The organism is Bradyrhizobium sp. Ec3.3 (assembly GCF_000472925.1).
Taxonomy (GTDB): domain Bacteria; phylum Pseudomonadota; class Alphaproteobacteria; order Rhizobiales; family Xanthobacteraceae; genus Bradyrhizobium.
In genome coordinates this window covers 130,824-148,072 of the sequence record NZ_AXAS01000011.1, presented here as the reverse complement: position 1 = coordinate 148,072, position 17,249 = coordinate 130,824, and the positions used below count along the sequence as shown (strand labels likewise).

The following is a 17,249-nucleotide window of genomic DNA, read 5'->3' as shown; positions in this document are numbered from 1 at the left end:
ACTACCTTGCGGCAGCGCGCCGACGCAGGCGTTCGGCGACGAAGATCAAGAGACCCATGAAGATGAACAGGCAGGTTGAGACGGCGGCGATCACGGGCGAGACCTGAAGCGTCACCTCGTCCCAGAACTGCTTCGGCAGCGTGGCGTTAAGCCCGCCGGTCGCGAACAACGCGATGGTGAGCTCGTCGAACGAGGTCGCGAAGGCGAACAGGAACGAGGAGAACATGCCCGCGCCGAGGATCGGAAAGGTGATGTGGCGCAGCGTCGCAAAGGGGCGCGCGCCAAGGCTTTGCGCGGCATGGTCGAGCCGCGTGTCGTAGTTGCGCAGCACGGCCATCATGGTCATGACGACGTAGGGCACCGCGACGACGGTATGTCCGAGAATGAGGCCAAAGGCGCTGCCGACGAGGCCCATGCTCGCGAACACGTAGAACATGCCGACCGCAATGATCATGCGCGGCACGACGATCGGCGACAGGATGAAGGCGAGCCAGGCGGCCTTGCCGGGGATGTTGCTCCTCACCAGCAGAAACGCCGCCGGCGTTCCAATCAGCATGGCGAGCGCACCCGTCCCCAGACCAACCAGCAGCGAGCGCAGGAACGCCTGGGTCCATACCGGCGAATGCAGCACGGTTTCATACCAATGCAGCGTAAATCCCTGCGGCGGCCAGTTCAGGCCGCCGGTGCCGAACGACAGCGGGATCATCAGGAGCGTCGGCGCGCTGATGATGATTAGCATGGTCCAGACGAAGGCCTGCAAGCCGAGGCCCGCCTGATCCGGATTGCGGTCGCGACGGCGCGACGGCAGCGCGAGAATGATGCGATCGGAGATCATGCCGAGCAGCGTCAGCACGGCATCGCCGATCCTCTGGACAGGCCCGGCGAGGCGCGAGGGCGCCACGCTGCGCGGCGCTGCCGCGCCCGTCATCGTCGACAGGCCGAGCAGCCGGTCGTAGGCCGCAAAGACGATGAGCACGACGATCAGAAGCAGCACGGAGATTGCACCGGCAAATCCCCAGTTCAGGGTCTGCTGGACCTGGTCGATGATCAATTGCGTGATCATGGTCTCGCGGCGTCCGCCGAGCAGCGCCGGCACGATGAAGAAGCCGATCGCGGTGACGAACACCATGATGCCAGCCGCGGCGACGCCGGGTAGCGAGAGCGGAAAATAGATCTTCCAGAACGCCATGCCCGGCCGCGCCCCGAGCGTCGCCGCCGCGCGCGGCAGGTTGCGGTCGATGTTCTCCATCACAGAGAGCATGGTCAGCACGGCAAGCGGCAGCAGCGCGTTCACCATGCCGACGAGGACGCTGCCGAAATTATAAAGCAGGCTCGCCGGGCTCGAGATGATGCCGAGCGACAGCAGGAGCTTGTTGATGACGCCGTTGCGCCCGAGCAGCACGATCCAGGCAAAGGCGCGCACCAGAAAACTGGTCCAGAACGACAGCAGCACCCAGAACAGCAGCGTCGCCTTCCGTTCCTTGCCGACGACGGAAATCAGATAGGCGATCGGGTAGCCGGTGACGACGCACACCAGCGTCGTCACCAGCGAGATCTTCAGCGTGATGAGGAGGACATCGATATAGACCGATGAGGCGAAGAGCTGGCGGTACGGCGCAAGCGTGAATCCGCTGTCGTTGTGGATGCTGAGCAGCAGCAACTGGCCGACGGGGTAGACCAGGAAGAGGACGAGCAGCAGGACGAGCGGGCCCCCCATCGCGGCCCAGGTCCAGGCCTGCGACCGGGCGCGAGAGCGCGTCGCGGTCCGGAGCTGTCCCGACTCGATCGCAGGCGCTTTGGCCAATGCCATGGCGTCAGTGTCCCCTGCCGTCGCGGATCGCCACGGCATCCGCGGAATTCCAGCCGAGCGAAACGCGTTGGCCGATCTCGTAAGGCGCTGCGCTCGCTCGCGTCGGATAGGCCGCGACGAGCTGCGGCATGTCGGCCTTTTCGGGCGCGATGTAGAGCCGCGTCATGCTGCCGCTGATCATCACGTCGACCAGCCTGCCGGTGAGCTTGCCGTCCGCCGCGTCCGCCACATGAAGGTTCTGGGGCCGGACCATGAGCTTGATCGGCTCGCCGGCCGTGAAGCTCGCGCCGTTGCCGACCGCGCGCGACGGCGCCGTCTGGTCGGCCAGCACGATGTCGAGCCCCTGCGCATCGACCTGCCGCACCGTTGCGCTGAGCAGGTTGGACTCGCCGAGAAAGTCCGCGACGAAGACCGATTGCGGCCGGAAGTAGAGATCCTCCGGCGTGCCGAGCTGCTCGATTGCGCCTGCGTTCATCAGGCAGATGCGATCGGACATCGTCATCGCCTCCTCCTGGTCGTGGGTGACGTAGATGATCGTGGTGCGGAGCTCGCGATGGATGCGCTTGATCTCGAGCTGCATCTGGTCGCGCAGCTTCTTGTCGAGCGCGCCGAGCGGCTCGTCCATCAGGATGATCGCCGGCCGGTAAACGATACAGCGCGCGAGCGCAATGCGCTGCTGCTGGCCGCCCGAGAGCTCGCGCGGATAGCGTTTTGCGACATGCGGCAGGCGAACCGTCTCCAGCGCCTCCGCCGTGCGCCGGCGCGCGTCGGCGTCGGCGACCTTCCGCATCTTCAGCGGAAACGCGATGTTGTCCTCCACCGTCATGTGAGGAAACAGCGCGTAGTTCTGGAACACGACGCCGATGTCCCGGTCATAGGCCGGGCTGTGCGTCACATCGGCATCGTCGACCAGGATCTGACCTTCGTCCGGATGCGCGAGCCCCGCGATCAGGCTGAGCAGCGTCGTCTTGCCCGACCCCGAAGGGCCGAGCAGCGTGAGGAATTCCCCCTTCGCGACATCGAGACTGGTCGGCGCCAGCGCAACGAAGTCGCCATAACGCTTGGTAAGGCCTTTGACGCGCAAGCTCGACGAGGTCATGCCCTGCTCCAATCGCGAGGCTCAAGCCAGGATCCAGCTATTGAAGCGCTCGATGACAGCGGCCTGGTTGTCGTACCAGAACTTCGCATCGATCTTCAGGCCCGCCTTGATGTTGTCCGGATAGGTCGGACAGTTCTTGGCGAGCTCCGGCTTGACGTAGTTGAAGGCCTCCGGCTGCGTGAGACCGGCGGGGAAATACTCCATCAGCGCCGCCTGGCGCTTCGGATCGGAGGCGAACTTGATGAACTCGCGGCAGGCATCCGCGTTCGGCGTGCCGGCGAGGATCGACCAGTTGTCGCCGCCCCAGATACCCTGATTCCAGACGATCTCGACCGGTGCGCCGGCCGCCTGCGCGGCCTGGGGACGCGACACCCAGGTCGGCAGCAGATCGATCTCGCCCGAGGTCAGCATCTGCTCGACCTGCGCGCCGCTGGTCCACCACACCGCGACGGAAGACTTGATCTTGTCGAGCGAGGCGAACGCCTTGTTCAGGTCGCACGGATAGACCTGCGCGGTCGGCACGCCGGCGCCCATCAAGGCCTCCTCGATGGTGTCGAACGGATGCTTGCGCACGGCGCGGCGTCCCGGAAACTCCGCCACGTTCCAGAAGTCGGCCCAGGACTGCGGCGCCTTGCGGCCCTTGAAGGCGTCCGTGCGGTAGGCCAGCACGGTGGTGTAGACGTTGGTGCCGACGCCGTAGGGCGACATGAATTCGGCGGGGATCGACTTGATGACGGGCTCGGATTCGAGGCCGTGCTTTTCGAGATATTGCTTGCTGCCGGTGGTCAAGAGCAGGATCGCGGGCCAGCTAATCTTGGCCATGTCCCAGGTGTAGTTCTTGGTATCGACCATGGTCTTGATCTGCGCGACCGGCTCGGCATTGGCCTGCACCCCGACCACCTCGATGCCGGTCGCTTCGGTGAACGGACGGTAGAACACCGCACCATAGGCCTTGGTGTAGATGCCGCCGTCGTCGCGCACCACGATGCGCTTTCCTGCGGCGCGTGACGGGGACCAGACGGCCGGCGCAGCGAGCGCGACGGCTGCGGTGCCGGCACCGAGCAGCAGGCGGCGGCGGGAGGTGATGATCTTCGGAAGATGCGTCATGGTCAGTCCCCTCTATGCGATGTTGCGATGGATGGTGAAGAAACGTGCGCGTCCGCAGATGGCGGCGGCAGAACCTGGCCGGGATTGAAGAGCCCACTCGGGTCGAAGGCCTGCTTCACGGCGCGCATCAGCGCGAGTTCGACAGGCGGCTTGTAGCGGGTCATCTGCTCCATCAACGTGCGGCCGACGCCGTGCTCGGCACTGAAAGTGCCGCGGAGCGATGCCGCAACATCGTTGACCGCATGGCGGACGCGTTCCCCGACCGCGTCGCGGTCCGGCAGGGCATCCCATTCGGCAAAGCCAAAGAAGGGAATGAGGTGGATGTTGCCATCGCCCATATGGCCGACGACCACGAACGGCAGATCCGGAATGATCGCGTGCACCGCGCTCATTGCCTGCGCGATGAAAGCGGGCACCGCTGACACCGGAACGGCGCTGTCCGACGTCAGCCCAACGCCCGCCTTCTTGTTGGCTTCCGACACGCTGTGACGCACCAGCCACATCGCCTTGCGCTGGGCTTCACTCGCGGCGACGACGCCGTCGCTGATCAAGCCGGCCTCGAACGCGCGCTCGAGCACCGCCTGCATGGTGGCGTTGAGCGCCCCGGCATCGCCGGTGTCGGACAGTTCGACGAGGACATGCCAGCTATCGACTTGCGCGACCGGGCAACGGCGGCCCGGCACCTGTTCAAGGACAAGCTGGATCTGTTTGGCGTTCATCAGTTCGAAGGCGGAAAGCCGCGAATTGCAAGAAGCCTGCAACAGGCCGAGCACGTCGAGCGCCTGCTGCGGACTGTCGACCGCGAGCCAGGCGACGGCCTCGGCGGTCGGCAACGGATGCAGCTTCAGCACCGCGCCGGTGATGATGCCGAGCGTGCCTTCGGAGCCGATGAAGAGATGCTTGAGGTCGTAGCCAGTGTTGTTCTTGCGCAGCGCATAGAGGCCGTCCCAGATCGCGCCGTCCGGCAGCACGACCTCGAGACCGAGCACGTTGTCACGCGTATTGCCATAGCGCAGCACGCCGGTGCCGCCGGCATTGGTGGCGATGTTGCCGCCGATCTGGCAGGAGCCCTCGGCGCCGAGGCTCACCGGATAGAGCCGCCCGCTGGCTGCCGCGGTCTCCTGGATCGTGGCCAGTACGCAGCCGGCATCGACCACCATGGTGTTGTTGACGGGATCGATCGACCTGATCCGCCGCATGCGCGTCAGCGCGATGATGACCGGCGGCTTGCCCTGCCCGGTCGGCGTCGCGGCACCGCACAGGCTGGTGTTGCCGCCCTGTGGCAGCACGGGCGTGCCGCTCTCGACGCAGAGGCGAACGATGGAAGCGACCTGCTCGGTCGTGGACGGCAGAACGGCGCAGAGCGCCGGCGCACGATAACGACCGCGCCAATCCTCGGTGAGGCCCGCAAGATCCTCCTCGCGAACAAGCACGGCCGTGTCGCCCAGCAAGCGCTTGAACGCCTCGATCAATGCCATCAACCGGCCTCCCGGATGGGACCGCCAGTGGCCCCGACCGCCTGTTTGACTTTAATTGTTATGCGATTACTTCAATCGCATTATGCTGATCATGGATTTGAGGCCGGGCGGAGTCAAGCGGGTGTCTCCCGGGGTCGTCCTGGCGAAAGCCAGGACCCATAACCACCGGTTGTGGAAATGGGCAGGCGCGTGGTCCGAGCATCGCGCCACACCGGCGGTCGGGGTAATGGGTCCTGGCTTTCGCCAGGACGACGATGGGGAGGCAATGCGCTTCAATGCGCACACCGCATCGCGAGCGCAGCGCACGCCGCAAAAGAAAAGGCCGGGATCGCTCCCGGCCTTTCATGTTGGATGACGTGATGCGCGAGGCTTACTTCACTTCCGCGCGCTTGGGCGGGGTGGCCGGCCACGACTTGATCAGCGTGTCGTAGTCGATCGTTTCGCCCTTCGGCTTCTCGTTGGCGAGCTTGCGCTGGGGCGCGATGGTGCCGTCCTTCTCGGCCTTCGCGAACCAGAACTCGGCCGACTCCTTCTTGTGGAGCTTCGGACCGCAGGCGCCCTGCACGCCGGACTTCTCAAGACGCTCCATGACGGCGTCCTGGGCAGCAGCGAGCGAGTCCATTGCGGCCTGCGCGGTCTTGGCACCCGACGACGCGTCGCCGATGTTCTGCCACCAGAGCTGCGCGAGCTTCGGATAGTCAGGCACGTTGTTGCCGGTCGGGGTCCACTGCACGCGCGCGGGCGAGCGGTAGAACTCGATCAGACCGCCAAGCTTCGGCGCACGCTCGGTGAACGACTTGTCCCAGATGTCGGATTCACGGATGAAGGTGAGACCGACATGGCTCTTCTTCAGCGACACCGACTTGGAGACGATGAACTGGAGATAGAGCCAGGCCGCCTTGCGGCGGTCAGCCGGGGTCGACTTCAGCAGCGTGAGCGAGCCGGCGTCCTGGTAGCCGAGCTTCATGCCTTCCTTCCAGTACGAGCCGTGCGGAGACGGAGCCATACGCCACTTCGGCGTACCGTCCGCGTTCATCACGGGAATGCCCGGCTTCACCATGTCGGCGGTGAAGGCGGTGTACCAGAAGATCTGCTGGGCGATGTTGCCCTGCGCCGGCACCGGACCCGACTCGGAGAAGGTCATGCCCTGGGCCTGCGGCGGGGCATACTTCTTCAGCCAGTCGAGATACTTCGAGATGGCGTAGACCGAGGCCGGACCGTTGGTGTCGCCACCGCGATCCACGCTCGAGCCGACCGGACGGCAGCCTTCCATGCGGATGCCCCATTCGTCGACCGGCAGACCGTTCGGAATGCCCTTGTCACCGTTGCCGGCCATCGAGAGCCAGGCGTCGGTGAAACGCCATCCGAGCGAGGGGTCCTTCTTGCCATAGTCCATATGGCCGTAGACCTTGACGCCGTTGATCTCCTTGATGTCGTTGGTGAAGAACTCGGCGATGTCCTCATAGGCGGACCAATTCACGGGCACGCCGAGCTCGTAGCCATACTTGGCCTTGAACTTGGCCTTGTAGTCGGGGTTGGTGAACCAGTCGTAGCGGAACCAGTAGAGGTTCGCGAACTGCTGGTCGGGAAGCTGATAGAGCTTTCCGTCCGGCGCGGTGCCGAACGACTTGCCGATGAAGTCGTTGACATCGAGCATGGGGTCGGTGACGTCCTTGCCCTCACCGGTCATGTAATCCGACAGCACGATGGTCTGGCCGTAGCGGAAATGCGTGCCGATCAGGTCGGAGTCGTTGATCCAGCCATCGTACACGTTCTTGCCCGACTGCATCTGGGTCTGCAGCTTCTCGACGACGTCACCTTCCTGGATGATGTCGTGCTTGAGCTTGATGCCAGTGAGCTCGGTGAACGCCTTGGCGAGCGTCTGCGACTCGTATTCGTGAGTCGTGATCGTCTCCGAGACGACGTTGATTTCCATGCCCTTGAAGGGTTCGGCGGCCTTGGCGAACCACTCGAGCTCCTTCTTCTGGTCGTCCTTCGACAGGGTCGAGGGCTGGAATTCCGCGATCCACTTCTGGATCGTGGCGTCATCGGCGGCGCGAACCGGCGCCGAGGTCGCGAATGCAGCCGCAATGATAGCTGCGGCACTTGATACCGTCAGAAAGCTGATCTTGGTCAATGGACCTTTCCTTCTCCTAAACTGTCGCATGTTGTTCCTCCGTTGCAGCGACAAACTCTAACAGGCCCGGGTTGACCCCGGATCTGGTCTTCTTCGCGAGCTTCAGACCGTGCGGAATATGAGCGCGGCCGTGACAAGCGAAATTCCTGATGCGAGCCACAGGCTCGACAATTCAAACCCCTCCTCGCCGATCGGCAGCGTTCCGATGGTGTCGGTCCCGACGAGGCCGATCCACGCGAGATGGATGACGGCAGCCGCGATCAGCGAGATGAACAGGCGATCGCCGCGCGTGGTCGGAATGCGCAGGACCCCGAGGCGCTCCGCCTCGGGATAGACCGCGGCGAGACACGTCATCACCGCGAGCGTGCAGGCGAGCGCGGCGAAGAAGATCGCGGTTGGTATCGTCCAGGCCATCCATGCGATGGATTCCATGGTCGCCTCCTTACACCCGGCCGAGCGCGAAACCACGCGCGATATAGTTGCGGACGAACCAGATCACGAGCGCGCCCGGAATGATGGTGAGCACGCCGGCGGCAGCCAGCAGCCCCCAGTCCATGCCGGCCGCGGACACCGTGCGCGTCATGATCGCCGCGATGGGCTTTGCCTGCACCGAGGTCAGCGTGCGCGCGAGCAGGAGCTCGACCCAGGAGAACATGAAGCAGAAGAAAGCGGCGACGCCGATGCCGCTTGCGATCAGCGGGATCAGGATCTTCACGAAGAATCGCGGGAAGGAATAGCCGTCGAGGAACGCCGTCTCGTCGATCTCGCGCGGCACGCCGGACACGAAGCCTTCGAGGATCCACACCGCGAGCGGCACGTTGAAGATGCAGTGCGCGAGCGCAACCGCCCACGGCGTATCGAACAGGCCGATCGCCGAATAGAGGTTGAAGAACGGCAGCGCGTAGACCGCAGCAGGCGCCATGCGGTTCGACAACAGCCAGAAGAACAGGTGCTTGTCGCCGAGGAACCGATAGCGCGAGAAGGCGTAGGCCGCCGGCAAGGCCACGGTAATCGAGATGATGGTGTTCAGGACGACGTATTCCAGCGAGTTGATGTAGCCGGAATACCAGCTCTCGTCGGTGAAGATGCGCTTGTAGTGCTGCAGCGTCGGAGTGTGCGGCCACAGCGTCATCGTCGACACGATCTCGCTGTTGGTCTTGAAGCTCATGTTGACGAGCCAGTAGATCGGCAACAGCAGGAAGATCAGGAACAGCGCCATGATGACGCGTCGGCCGGGGATCGAGTGCATCAGGCCACTCCTTCCTTGGGCTGAAGCGCATGTGCGGGCTGGAGCGCACCGGCGGGCTTGAGCTCCGCCGCAGGCTCTTTCTCCGCCTGCGTCTTGCGCTCGACGCCGGCATTGGTCATCACGGTGTAGAACACCCAGCAGACGATCAGGATGATCAGGTTGTAGACCAGCGACAGGGCCGCGGCCTTGCCGAGATCGAACTGGCCGAGTGCGATCTTGACGAGCTCGATCGAGACGAAGGTCGTAGAGTTGCCAGGACCGCCGCCGGTGACGACGAACGGCTCGGTGTAGATCATGAAGCTGTCCATGAAGCGCAGCAGCACCGCGATCAGCAGCACGCGATTCATCTTCGGGAGCTGGATCGCGGTGAACACCGCCCAGCGCGAGGCGCCGTCAATCTGCGCCGCCTGGTAATAGGCGTCGGGAATTGACTTCAGGCCGGCATAGCACAGAAGCGCAACCAGGCTCGTCCAGTGCCAGACGTCCATGACGATGACGGTGACCCAGGCGTCAATTTCGTTCGACACGTAGTTGTAGTTGATGCCGAGACTGTTCAGCGTGTAGCCGAGCAGGCCGATGTCGGGCCGGCCGAAGATCTGCCAGATCGTGCCGACGACGTTCCACGGAATCAGCAGCGGGAGGGCGAGGATCACGAGGCAGGCCGCCACCGTCCAGCCCTCGCGCGGCATCGACAGCGCGATGACGATGCCGAGCGGCACCTCGATCGCGAGGATCACCAGCGAGAAGAACAGGTTGCGGCCGAGCGAGGCCAGGAAGCGGCCGCCGAGGTCGGTCGAGGGGTCGAGCAGCTCCTTGAACCAGCCGACGCCGTTCCAGAAGAACTGGTTGTTGCCGAAGGTGTCCTGCATCGAATAGTTCACCACCGTCATCAGCGGGATCACCGCGGAGAAGGCGACGACCAGGAACACCGGCAGGACCAGGAACCAGGCTTTTTGATTAATGGTCTTGTCCATCAGGCGGCTCCTTCCACCAGAAGGCTGTCCGCATAGACGTGGACATGCGACGGATCGAATTTCAGTCCGGCGGAGCCGTCGGAGCTGGTGAAACCGCCCGGCGCGCGGGCAGCGAGCTTGGCATCGCCGACGCGCACGCGGGCGAAGCGGATGCGGCCGAGATCATCGATCCGGTCGATCTTCGAGGTGAGCAGCCCGGGAGCCGGCGCGACCACGTCGACGAATTCCGGCCGCACCCCGATCTCGATCTTGGCCCCAGCGGGCAGATGGTCGTAGCTGCGGTTGAGCGCGATGACGTGGCCGTCGATCCGCGCCTCGCGGCCCTTCACCTCCGCAGGCATGATGTTCATGCCGGGCGAGCCGATGAAGTAACCGACGAAGGTATGCGCGGGCTTATCGAACAGCTCCGCCGGTGTACCGCTCTGCACCACGCGGCCGTCATGCATCACCACCACGGTGTCGGCAAAGGTCAGTGCTTCGGTCTGGTCGTGGGTGACGTAGATCATCGTGAGATCGAGCTCACGATGCAGTGCCTTCAGCTTCGAGCGCAGCTGCCACTTCAGCTCGGGATCGATCACCGTCAGCGGTTCGTCGAACAGCACGGCGGCGACGTCGTTGCGCACGAGGCCCCGGCCGAGCGAGATCTTCTGCTTGGCGTCGGCCGTGAGCCGCGTCGCCTTGCGGTTCAGATATGGCTCGAGGTCAAGCAGGCGGCCGATCTGGGTCACGCGCTTGTCGATATCAGCCTTCGGCACGCCGCGGTTCTTCAGCGGAAACGCCAGGTTCTCCCCCACCGTCATGGTGTCGTAGATCACCGGAAACTGGAACACCTGCGCGATGTTGCGCTTCTGGGTTGACAGCGGTGTGATGTCCTTGCCGTCGAACAGGATTTTTCCACGCGAGGGCGTGATGATGCCGGAGATGACGTTGAGCAGCGTGGTCTTGCCGCAGCCTGAGGGCCCGAGCAGCGCATAGGCGCCGCCTTGCCGCCAGGTCATGGTCACCGGCTTCAGCGCAAAGCTTTCGGCCGGCGCATCATTGCCGCCGTAGGAGTGCGCGAGATCGACGAGGTCAATGCGGGCCATGGCGCACCTCCCTCACGTATTTATGGAGCTGGGCGCGGCGACCAGGCGGTCGGCCGCGTCGAACACGAAGACATCCTGCGGATCGAGCACGGCATCGAGCGTCTGGCCGGGCTCGAACTCGTGCACGCCGTGCAGCACCGCAACCCAGTTCGATCCGTCGCGGGTCAAATGCACGAAACTCTCCGAACCGGTGATCTCGGTCACCGTCACTGTGGCGTGGAAGGCGTGGCGATCGGTCTGGCCATTGGCGAGCCCGAGCTGGTGGGCGCGGAAGCCGACGCGATAGGGTCCGTCGGCGAGTCCGGCGTAAAGGCCGGAGGCCGGCGCCAAGCTGCCGCCGGCATATGCGACCTGCCCGTTCTTCTTCTCGATGCCGACCAGATTGAGCGGCGGGTCCGAAAATACCTGCGCAACGCGGAGCGTCTGCGGGCGGCGGTAGACGTTGGAGGTCTCGCCCATCTGGAGCGCACGACCCTCCCACATGCAGACGGTGTTGCCACCGAGCAGCAGCGCTTCGGACGGCTCCGTTGTCGCATAGACGAAGATCGCACCCGAGGCCTCGAAGATGCGCGGCAGCTCGGCGCGCAGCTCCTCGCGGAGCTTGTAGTCGAGATTGGCGAGCGGCTCGTCGAGCAGCACGAGATCGGCGCCCTTCACAAGCGCGCGCGCGATCGCGGTGCGCTGCTGCTGGCCGCCGGAAAGCTGGAGCGGCGTGCGCTTCAGGAACGGCTCGAGCCGCAACAGCCTTGCGGCCTCCGCGACGCGCTTCTCGATTTCCTCGCGCGGCTTGCCCTGCACGCGCAGCGGCGAGGCAATGTTCTCATAGACCGTGAGCGAGGGGTAGTTGATGAACTGCTGGTAGACCATCGCCACCGAGCGCTGGCGCACGTCGATGCCGGTGACGTCCTTGCCGTTGACGAGCACCCTGCCCGTGGTCGGCTTGTCGAGGCCTGCGAGCAGCCGCATGATCGAGGTCTTGCCCGACAGCGTCGGCCCGAGCAGCACGTTGAGCGTGCCACCGTCGAGCGTCAGCGAGACGTCGCTGATGTGCGGAACGCCGTCCACGGAACGGCTGACGTGATCCAGTGTGACGGTCATGAGCGTCCTCCCGCTTCGAGCAGGGGACTTTGCGGCACGGCATGGCTGGCGATCCAGTCGTCAAGTGCCGCGATCTGATCGGCACTTAGTCGCAGGCCAAGCTTGGAGCGCCGCCAGACGATATCCTCGGCGGTCACCGCCCATTCGTTGTTCATGAGATAGCGCACCTCGCGTTCCGTCAGCGTGGCGCCGAAGGACTGGCCGAGATCGGCCGCCGACTTGGCGTCGCCGAGGAGCTTGATGGCGCGGGTTCCATAGGCCCGCGCCAGGCGGCGGGCATGCTCGACGGAGAGGAAGGGATAGCCGCGCTGGAGGTCCGCGATCAGCGCGTCGACCGCCGACACGTCCATGTCGCCGCCGGGCAGCGGCCATTTGCCGGTCCAGCCCTCGCGCGCCTTGGCGCTGCGCAAATAGGGCGCGAGACGCTCGAGCGCCTCCTCGGCAAGACGCCGGTAGGTCGTGATCTTGCCGCCATAGATCGACAGCAGCGGCGCGCCGCCGGGCGTGTCGAGCTCGAACACGTAATCGCGGGTCGCAGCCTTGGCTTCGCTGGCGCCATCGTCATAGAGCGGGCGCACGCCGGAATAGGTCCAGACGACGTCCTCAGCCTTCACGGGCTTGGCGAGATATTCGCTCGCGGCGGTGCAGAGATACTGGATCTCTTCGGCCGTCGCCTTCACCTTGGCGGGGTCGCCGTCATAATCGCGGTCGGTGGTGCCGATCAGCGTGAAATCGTCCTGGTAGGGAATGACGAAGATGATGCGGCCGTCCGCGTTCTGGAACATGTAGGCGCGGTCGTGGTCGTAGAGTTTTTTGACGACGATGTGCGAGCCCTGCACCAGGCGGACTTTTGCCTTCGCGTTCACGCCGGCGCCGCGCCCGAGCACGTCCTCGACCCAGGGACCGCCGGCATTGACCAGCGCGCGGGCTCGGATCGTCGAGCGTGCGCCGGTAATGGTGTCGACCAGGCCGACGGTCCATACGCCGTCGGACTGGCGGATCTCGGTGGCGCGGGTGCGGGTACGGATGTCGGCGCCCTTGTCGGCGGCATCGCGCGCATTGAGCACGACGAGGCGGGCGTCATCGACGAAGCAGTCGGAATATTCGAAAGCGCGCGAATAGCGGTTCGGGATCAGCGGACGGCCGACTTCGTCCTTGGTCAGATCGACCGAACGGGTTGCCGGCAACAGATGGCGGCCACCGATATGATCGTAGAGGAAAAGGCCCAGGCGGAGCAGCCAGGCCGGGCGCAGGCCGGCGTGATGCGGCAAAACGAAACGAAGGGGACGGATGATGTGGGGCGCGACGCCCCAGAGGATCTCGCGCTCGATCAACGCTTCGCGGACAAGGCGGAATTCGTAATATTCGAGATAGCGCAGGCCGCCGTGCACGAGCTTGGTCGACCAGGACGACGTCCCGCTAGCCAGGTCGTTCATTTCGCACAGGAAAACCGTGTTGCCCCGGCCGACCGCATCGCGCGCGATGCCGCAACCGTTAACACCGCCTCCAATGATGGCGAGGTCGAAAACACGCTCCAACTGACGCATCCCCCGGCGATCGCCCATTCGCTTAGGCGATTTTGCTTTCGCTTTCGATTAGATCAGAACCGAAAACGAAAGCAAGGCGAAAGAAAGCGAAAATGGAACTTTTTTCGTGGGCAAACCGGTGATTTTTGCTGGGCAACAGGATGAAACGGTGGGCAGTACCCTCCCTTGGGTCGGCTCACATGGACCATCCAAAAGAGATCGTCATGCCCGGGCTTGTCCCGGGCATCCACGTTTCTTTGTGCCACGGGGCTAGGCGTGGATGGCCGGGACCAGCCCGGCCGTGACGATGCGGAAGCATCGGCCCGCTACCTCAACCGCACCACCGGCGCCGCTTCGGGCGCGGAATCCTGAGTGGGCTCCGTTGCAGCGTCGTCCTCGGGGGAGCCTTTCGGCATCGCCTCGACCACCTCGATGCCCTTGCTGTGGCAGATCGTGGCGAGACGCTCGGGCAGTTCCTGGTCGGTAACGAAGGTCTGGATCTGGCTGATATGGGCGATGCGCACCGGCGCGCTGCGGCGGAGCTTTGTTGAATCGGCGACCAGCATCACGCTGCGCGCATTCGCGATGATCGCCTGCGCGACCTGCACCTCGCGATAGTCGAAGTCGAGCAGCGCGCCTTCTTCATCGATCGCGGACGCACCGATGATGGCGTAGTCGACCTTGAACTGGCCGATCAGCTGCGTCGCGGTCGAGCCGACCACCGCACCGTCGGCGCGCCGCACCGTGCCGCCGGCGACCACCACCTCGATGCGGGGATGGCGATAGAGCAGCATCGCGACGTTGAGGTTGTTGGTGATGACGAGCAGGTCCTCGTGCGAGGTCAGCGCGCTTGCGACCTCTTCCGTCGTGGTGCCGATGTTGATGAAGAGCGAGCAGCCGTTCGGGATCAGCGAGGCGGCCGCAGCGCCGATCGCCTTCTTCTCGTCGGCGGCGACGAAGCGCCGCGCCTCGTAGGCGAGGTTTTCGACGCCCGAGGCGATGATAGCGCCGCCATGGATCCGGGTCAGCGAGCGGCGCTCGCAGAGATCGTTGAGATCTTTCCGGATGGTCTGCGCCGAAACCTCGAAACGGCGCGCGAGCTCTTCGACCATCACCCGGCCCGAGGCGCGGGCGATGTTGAGGATTTCGGCCTGGCGATGGGTCAATCCGGTCACGGGCGGCAACCTCACATCAGAGTTCTGCATGGTGCGGCGGTTCGACGCCGAGGTCAACGAGAGAGCGCGGTAAAGTTAACGACGGCGCGCCGGCGCCCTGCCCTCACCACTTCATGGCGGCCGCGACAAGCTTCATCAGGGCGTCATCATCGTAAGCGCGGGCCGAGGCGACGGCGCCGGCAGCGACAAGATCGTCGTGACTGAGCGAGGTCCGCATGCCGATCGTCGGTATGCCCGCGGCCGAGGCCGATTGAATTCCGGAGCGGGAATCCTCGAACGCGATCGAGGCATGGGCGGCGGCACCGGCGAAGCGCAGCCCTTCCAGATAAGGCAGCGGATGCGGCTTGCCGTGCGGCAGTTCGTCGCCGATCACGATCGCCTTGAAGCGATCCATGATGCCGAGCCCCGACAGCAGCATCTCCGCATTCAGTCGCGGTGCATTGGTGACGGCGACCATGGGAACGCCCGTCGCGTCCGCCTTGTCGAGCAGCGCCATCAGGCCCGGTACCGGCTTGATCTGCCCGGCCACCAGCGTGCGGAAGATGTGCTCTTTCTCGTCGAGAATCGCTGCGCGCCGCTCCGGCAACACGTCGCTCAAGAATCGCTCCCCGATCGACACATTGGAGAAGCCCTGCAACTCCTTCGAAAACCGTGCATGATCGAACACGTGACCGCGCGGGCCAAACACCTGGTTGAACGCCTCGCGATGCAGCGCGTCGGTATCGGCGAGCGTGCCGTCGATGTCGAACAGCAGAGCCTGGCCCGTGGTTTGCGACATTTCAAATGATTCCTCTTCGCCGGGGCGCACTAATAGCCGAGAATTCCTCGTCCGTCATTCCGGGACGTGCCGCAAGGCGCGGGCCCGGAATCCATCCAATCGCACACGCTGCGGCCCGAATGACGAGTGAGCACACTCGACAAATCGGCGCGCGGCTGCAACACTACCTGCAAGAGCAAAAAGGAGAAAACGATGACCATCGATCGGCGCGAACTGGCCGTCTCGGCCCTGGCACTTGCCGCTCTCGGCGCGGCTCCCGCGCTGGCCGCCTCAGTGGACGAAGAGGCGGTTGCGAAAAAGGTCGAGGCTTTTCGTCTCGCCCAGATTGCGGCGGATCCAAAGGCGCTCGGCGCGCTCTGCTGGGACGATCTCAGCTACAGCCATTCCAGCGGCAAGGTCGAGGACAAGGCGACCTTCATCGCCAACGCCACGGATGGAAAATCGAAATTCCTGTCGATCGAGTACAAGGACCCGACCATCAAGGTCGTCGGCCCCGCCGCGATCGTGCGCTTCCACTGGATCGCCGAGCAGGAGATGGCGGCTGATGGGAAAAAAGTGCCGACCAACCTTCACATCCTGATGAACTGGCAGAAGCAGGGCGACGACTGGAAGCTGCTGTCGCGCGCCGCGACGAAGCTTTGATGTAATTCACTTCATTCCGGGGCGCGCCGTGAGGCGCGAGCCCGGAATGACCTGTGGATGCTGCATCGCCCCGCAACGGGCGCGCGGATTCCACGACATAAATTCCAATCACGCCGCTTCCTTCAAATCTCCATTCACCAAACGCCGCGCGGCGCGTTCCGCTTCGCGTGCGTTGCGGAAGATCTGGCCTTCGAGGCGGTTGAAGCGGTGGGAGGAAGCGAAGAAGCGGTATCCCTCCGGGTTGCGTACGACGATACCTGCTGTCTGTGAATTGACTTCAATGATGTAGCTGTCCGGCATTGCCCGTGATTCCTCGAGTGCGGGCAAATAACGGTGCTCCTGCCCAATGGTTCCTATGGGCATGCGGCCGTTTCCACCCCGAATCGACACGCAATGGAGTACGCTGCGACCTCATCCGTTTTGTGACTTGTTCTTGGCGAAGCCGCGACATCCGCGGCGCACGATCACCACATGCGTTAAGGCAACACATGCGTTAAGGCTCCGCGCGCTTACGTCGCGATCGGCGGCGCGGTGCGATTGACGGTCTGCGGGCGACCGTGATCATCGATCGAGACATAGGTGAAGTTGCCGTCGGTGACGAGGAACGGATGCTGTTCGCCGCGGCGCAGCGCCCAGGCTTCGAGACGCACCGTGAGCGAGGTGCGCCCAACGCGCACGAGCGTGGCGTAGACCGAGACGAGATCGCCGACGTAGACCGCTTTGCGAAAATTCATCGCTTCGATCGCGACCGTCACGGTGCGCGACTTCGCGACTTTCGAGGCGAACACGCCGCCACCGACGTCCATCTGGCTGAGCAGCCAGCCGCCGAATATGTCGCCATTGGCGTTGGTGTCGGCGGGCATCGCAAGCGTGCGGATGCAGAGATCGCCGCGGGGTTCGGTGCTGGTCTGTTCGGTCATGCCTCTCTCGTTTGAAAATTTCCAGGTATTGATGGGTGCCTAGCTTAGCCGAAAGCGCAAATATCAACACCGTCATTCCGGAGCGCAGCAAAGCGCGAGCCCGGAATCCATTGAACCGCAGAGATTGTAGATGAATGGATTCCGGGCCTGCGCCTGTCGGCGCATCCCGGA

At 64.2% G+C, this 17,249-nt stretch carries 16 protein-coding genes; 1 reads left to right on the top strand and 15 read right to left on the bottom strand.

Annotated features, from left to right (window positions below):
* Nucleotide 1: 1 nt before the first annotated feature.
* From YUU_RS0113200 to YUU_RS0113135, 13 genes are all read right to left on the bottom strand, one after another.
* Complete coding sequence (locus YUU_RS0113200) at nucleotides 2–1,810, bottom strand: ABC transporter permease subunit (RefSeq protein WP_198031750.1); 1,809 nt, start codon at nucleotides 1,808–1,810, stop codon at nucleotides 2–4.
* A gap of 4 nt (nucleotides 1,811–1,814) precedes the next feature.
* A complete protein-coding gene (locus YUU_RS0113195) occupies nucleotides 1,815–2,909 on the bottom strand; it encodes an ABC transporter ATP-binding protein (protein ID WP_027522791.1) in 1,095 nt (364 codons plus the stop codon).
* Between the two features lie 21 nt (nucleotides 2,910–2,930).
* Nucleotides 2,931–4,016 carry an ABC transporter substrate-binding protein gene (locus YUU_RS0113190; protein ID WP_027522790.1) on the bottom strand — a complete coding sequence of 362 codons (1,086 nt, stop codon included), beginning with the start codon at nucleotides 4,014–4,016 and terminating at the stop codon, nucleotides 2,931–2,933.
* Between the two features lie 2 nt (nucleotides 4,017–4,018).
* Complete coding sequence (locus YUU_RS0113185) at nucleotides 4,019–5,494, bottom strand: FAD-binding oxidoreductase (RefSeq protein ID WP_027522789.1); 1,476 nt, start codon at nucleotides 5,492–5,494, stop codon at nucleotides 4,019–4,021.
* A 370-nt stretch (nucleotides 5,495–5,864) separates the two neighbouring features.
* Nucleotides 5,865–7,661, bottom strand: a complete 1,797-nt coding sequence (locus YUU_RS0113175) for an ABC transporter substrate-binding protein (protein WP_035662217.1) — start codon at nucleotides 7,659–7,661, stop codon at nucleotides 5,865–5,867.
* Between the two features lie 72 nt (nucleotides 7,662–7,733).
* On the bottom strand, nucleotides 7,734–8,063 hold the full coding sequence (locus YUU_RS0113170) for a DUF2160 domain-containing protein (protein WP_027522786.1): 330 nt from the start codon (nucleotides 8,061–8,063) through the stop codon (nucleotides 7,734–7,736).
* Between the two features lie 10 nt (nucleotides 8,064–8,073).
* Nucleotides 8,074–8,880 carry a carbohydrate ABC transporter permease gene (locus tag YUU_RS0113165; RefSeq protein WP_027522785.1) on the bottom strand — a complete coding sequence of 269 codons (807 nt, stop codon included), beginning with the start codon at nucleotides 8,878–8,880 and terminating at the stop codon, nucleotides 8,074–8,076.
* Nucleotides 8,880–9,854 (bottom strand): carbohydrate ABC transporter permease, encoded by a 975-nt coding sequence (locus YUU_RS0113160; RefSeq protein WP_027522784.1) that lies wholly within the window; start codon nucleotides 9,852–9,854, stop codon nucleotides 8,880–8,882. Before YUU_RS0113160 ends, YUU_RS0113165 begins: the two co-directional genes overlap by 1 nt.
* Nucleotides 9,854–10,939, bottom strand: a complete 1,086-nt coding sequence (locus YUU_RS0113155) for an ABC transporter ATP-binding protein (protein WP_027522783.1) — start codon at nucleotides 10,937–10,939, stop codon at nucleotides 9,854–9,856. Before YUU_RS0113155 ends, YUU_RS0113160 begins: the two co-directional genes overlap by 1 nt.
* A 12-nt stretch (nucleotides 10,940–10,951) precedes the next feature.
* Nucleotides 10,952–12,037: an ABC transporter ATP-binding protein gene (locus YUU_RS0113150; RefSeq protein WP_027522782.1), complete on the bottom strand. Its 1,086-nt coding sequence runs from the start codon at nucleotides 12,035–12,037 to the stop codon at nucleotides 10,952–10,954.
* Entirely contained in the window at nucleotides 12,034–13,584 is a 1,551-nt protein-coding gene (gene glpD, locus YUU_RS0113145) for a glycerol-3-phosphate dehydrogenase (protein ID WP_027522781.1), read from the bottom strand. The genes YUU_RS0113150 and glpD overlap by 4 nt, the downstream gene beginning before the upstream one ends.
* 305 nt (nucleotides 13,585–13,889) lie before the next feature.
* A complete protein-coding gene (locus YUU_RS0113140; protein WP_027522780.1) occupies nucleotides 13,890–14,738 on the bottom strand; it encodes a DeoR/GlpR family DNA-binding transcription regulator in 849 nt (282 codons plus the stop codon).
* A gap of 103 nt (nucleotides 14,739–14,841) precedes the next feature.
* Entirely contained in the window at nucleotides 14,842–15,516 is a 675-nt protein-coding gene (locus tag YUU_RS0113135; RefSeq protein WP_027522779.1) for an HAD family phosphatase, read from the bottom strand.
* Nucleotides 15,517–15,708: 192 nt separating this feature from the next.
* On the opposite strand from YUU_RS0113135, the gene YUU_RS0113130 reads away from it, so the two are divergent.
* Nucleotides 15,709–16,158 (top strand): nuclear transport factor 2 family protein, encoded by a 450-nt coding sequence (locus tag YUU_RS0113130; RefSeq protein WP_027522778.1) that lies wholly within the window; start codon nucleotides 15,709–15,711, stop codon nucleotides 16,156–16,158.
* A gap of 108 nt (nucleotides 16,159–16,266) precedes the next feature.
* Here YUU_RS0113130 and YUU_RS0113125 read toward each other — a convergent pair whose 3' ends face one another.
* Both YUU_RS0113125 and YUU_RS0113120 read right to left on the bottom strand, forming a co-directional pair.
* A complete protein-coding gene (locus tag YUU_RS0113125; protein WP_027522777.1) occupies nucleotides 16,267–16,458 on the bottom strand; it encodes a hypothetical protein in 192 nt (63 codons plus the stop codon).
* Nucleotides 16,459–16,667: 209 nt separating this feature from the next.
* Complete coding sequence (locus YUU_RS0113120) at nucleotides 16,668–17,078, bottom strand: acyl-CoA thioesterase (protein WP_027522776.1); 411 nt, start codon at nucleotides 17,076–17,078, stop codon at nucleotides 16,668–16,670.
* Between the last annotated feature and the right edge of the window lie 171 nt (nucleotides 17,079–17,249).

Bases quoted from the DNA above. Each gene is read 5' to 3' on its own strand.
- YUU_RS0113160 (WP_027522784.1), bottom strand. From the start codon at position 9,854: ATGGACAAGACCATTAATCAAAAAGCCTGGTTCCTGGTCCTGCCGGTG.
- YUU_RS0113175 (WP_035662217.1), bottom strand. From the start codon at position 7,661: ATGCGACAGTTTAGGAGAAGGAAAGGTCCATTGACCAAGATCAGCTTT.
- YUU_RS0113170 (WP_027522786.1), bottom strand. From the start codon at position 8,063: ATGGAATCCATCGCATGGATGGCCTGGACGATACCAACCGCGATCTTC.
- YUU_RS0113185 (WP_027522789.1), bottom strand. From the start codon at position 5,494: ATGGCATTGATCGAGGCGTTCAAGCGCTTGCTGGGCGACACGGCCGTG.
- YUU_RS0113120 (WP_027522776.1), bottom strand. From the start codon at position 17,078: ATGACCGAACAGACCAGCACCGAACCCCGCGGCGATCTCTGCATCCGC.
- YUU_RS0113130 (WP_027522778.1), top strand. From the start codon at position 15,709: ATGACCATCGATCGGCGCGAACTGGCCGTCTCGGCCCTGGCACTTGCC.
- YUU_RS0113200 (WP_198031750.1), bottom strand. From the start codon at position 1,810: ATGGCATTGGCCAAAGCGCCTGCGATCGAGTCGGGACAGCTCCGGACC.
- YUU_RS0113190 (WP_027522790.1), bottom strand. From the start codon at position 4,016: ATGACGCATCTTCCGAAGATCATCACCTCCCGCCGCCGCCTGCTGCTC.
- YUU_RS0113125 (WP_027522777.1), bottom strand. From the start codon at position 16,458: ATGCCGGACAGCTACATCATTGAAGTCAATTCACAGACAGCAGGTATC.
- YUU_RS0113155 (WP_027522783.1), bottom strand. From the start codon at position 10,939: ATGGCCCGCATTGACCTCGTCGATCTCGCGCACTCCTACGGCGGCAAT.
- glpD (WP_027522781.1), bottom strand. From the start codon at position 13,584: ATGCGTCAGTTGGAGCGTGTTTTCGACCTCGCCATCATTGGAGGCGGT.
- YUU_RS0113150 (WP_027522782.1), bottom strand. From the start codon at position 12,037: ATGACCGTCACACTGGATCACGTCAGCCGTTCCGTGGACGGCGTTCCG.
- YUU_RS0113195 (WP_027522791.1), bottom strand. From the start codon at position 2,909: ATGACCTCGTCGAGCTTGCGCGTCAAAGGCCTTACCAAGCGTTATGGC.
- YUU_RS0113165 (WP_027522785.1), bottom strand. From the start codon at position 8,880: ATGCACTCGATCCCCGGCCGACGCGTCATCATGGCGCTGTTCCTGATC.
- YUU_RS0113135 (WP_027522779.1), bottom strand. From the start codon at position 15,516: ATGTCGCAAACCACGGGCCAGGCTCTGCTGTTCGACATCGACGGCACG.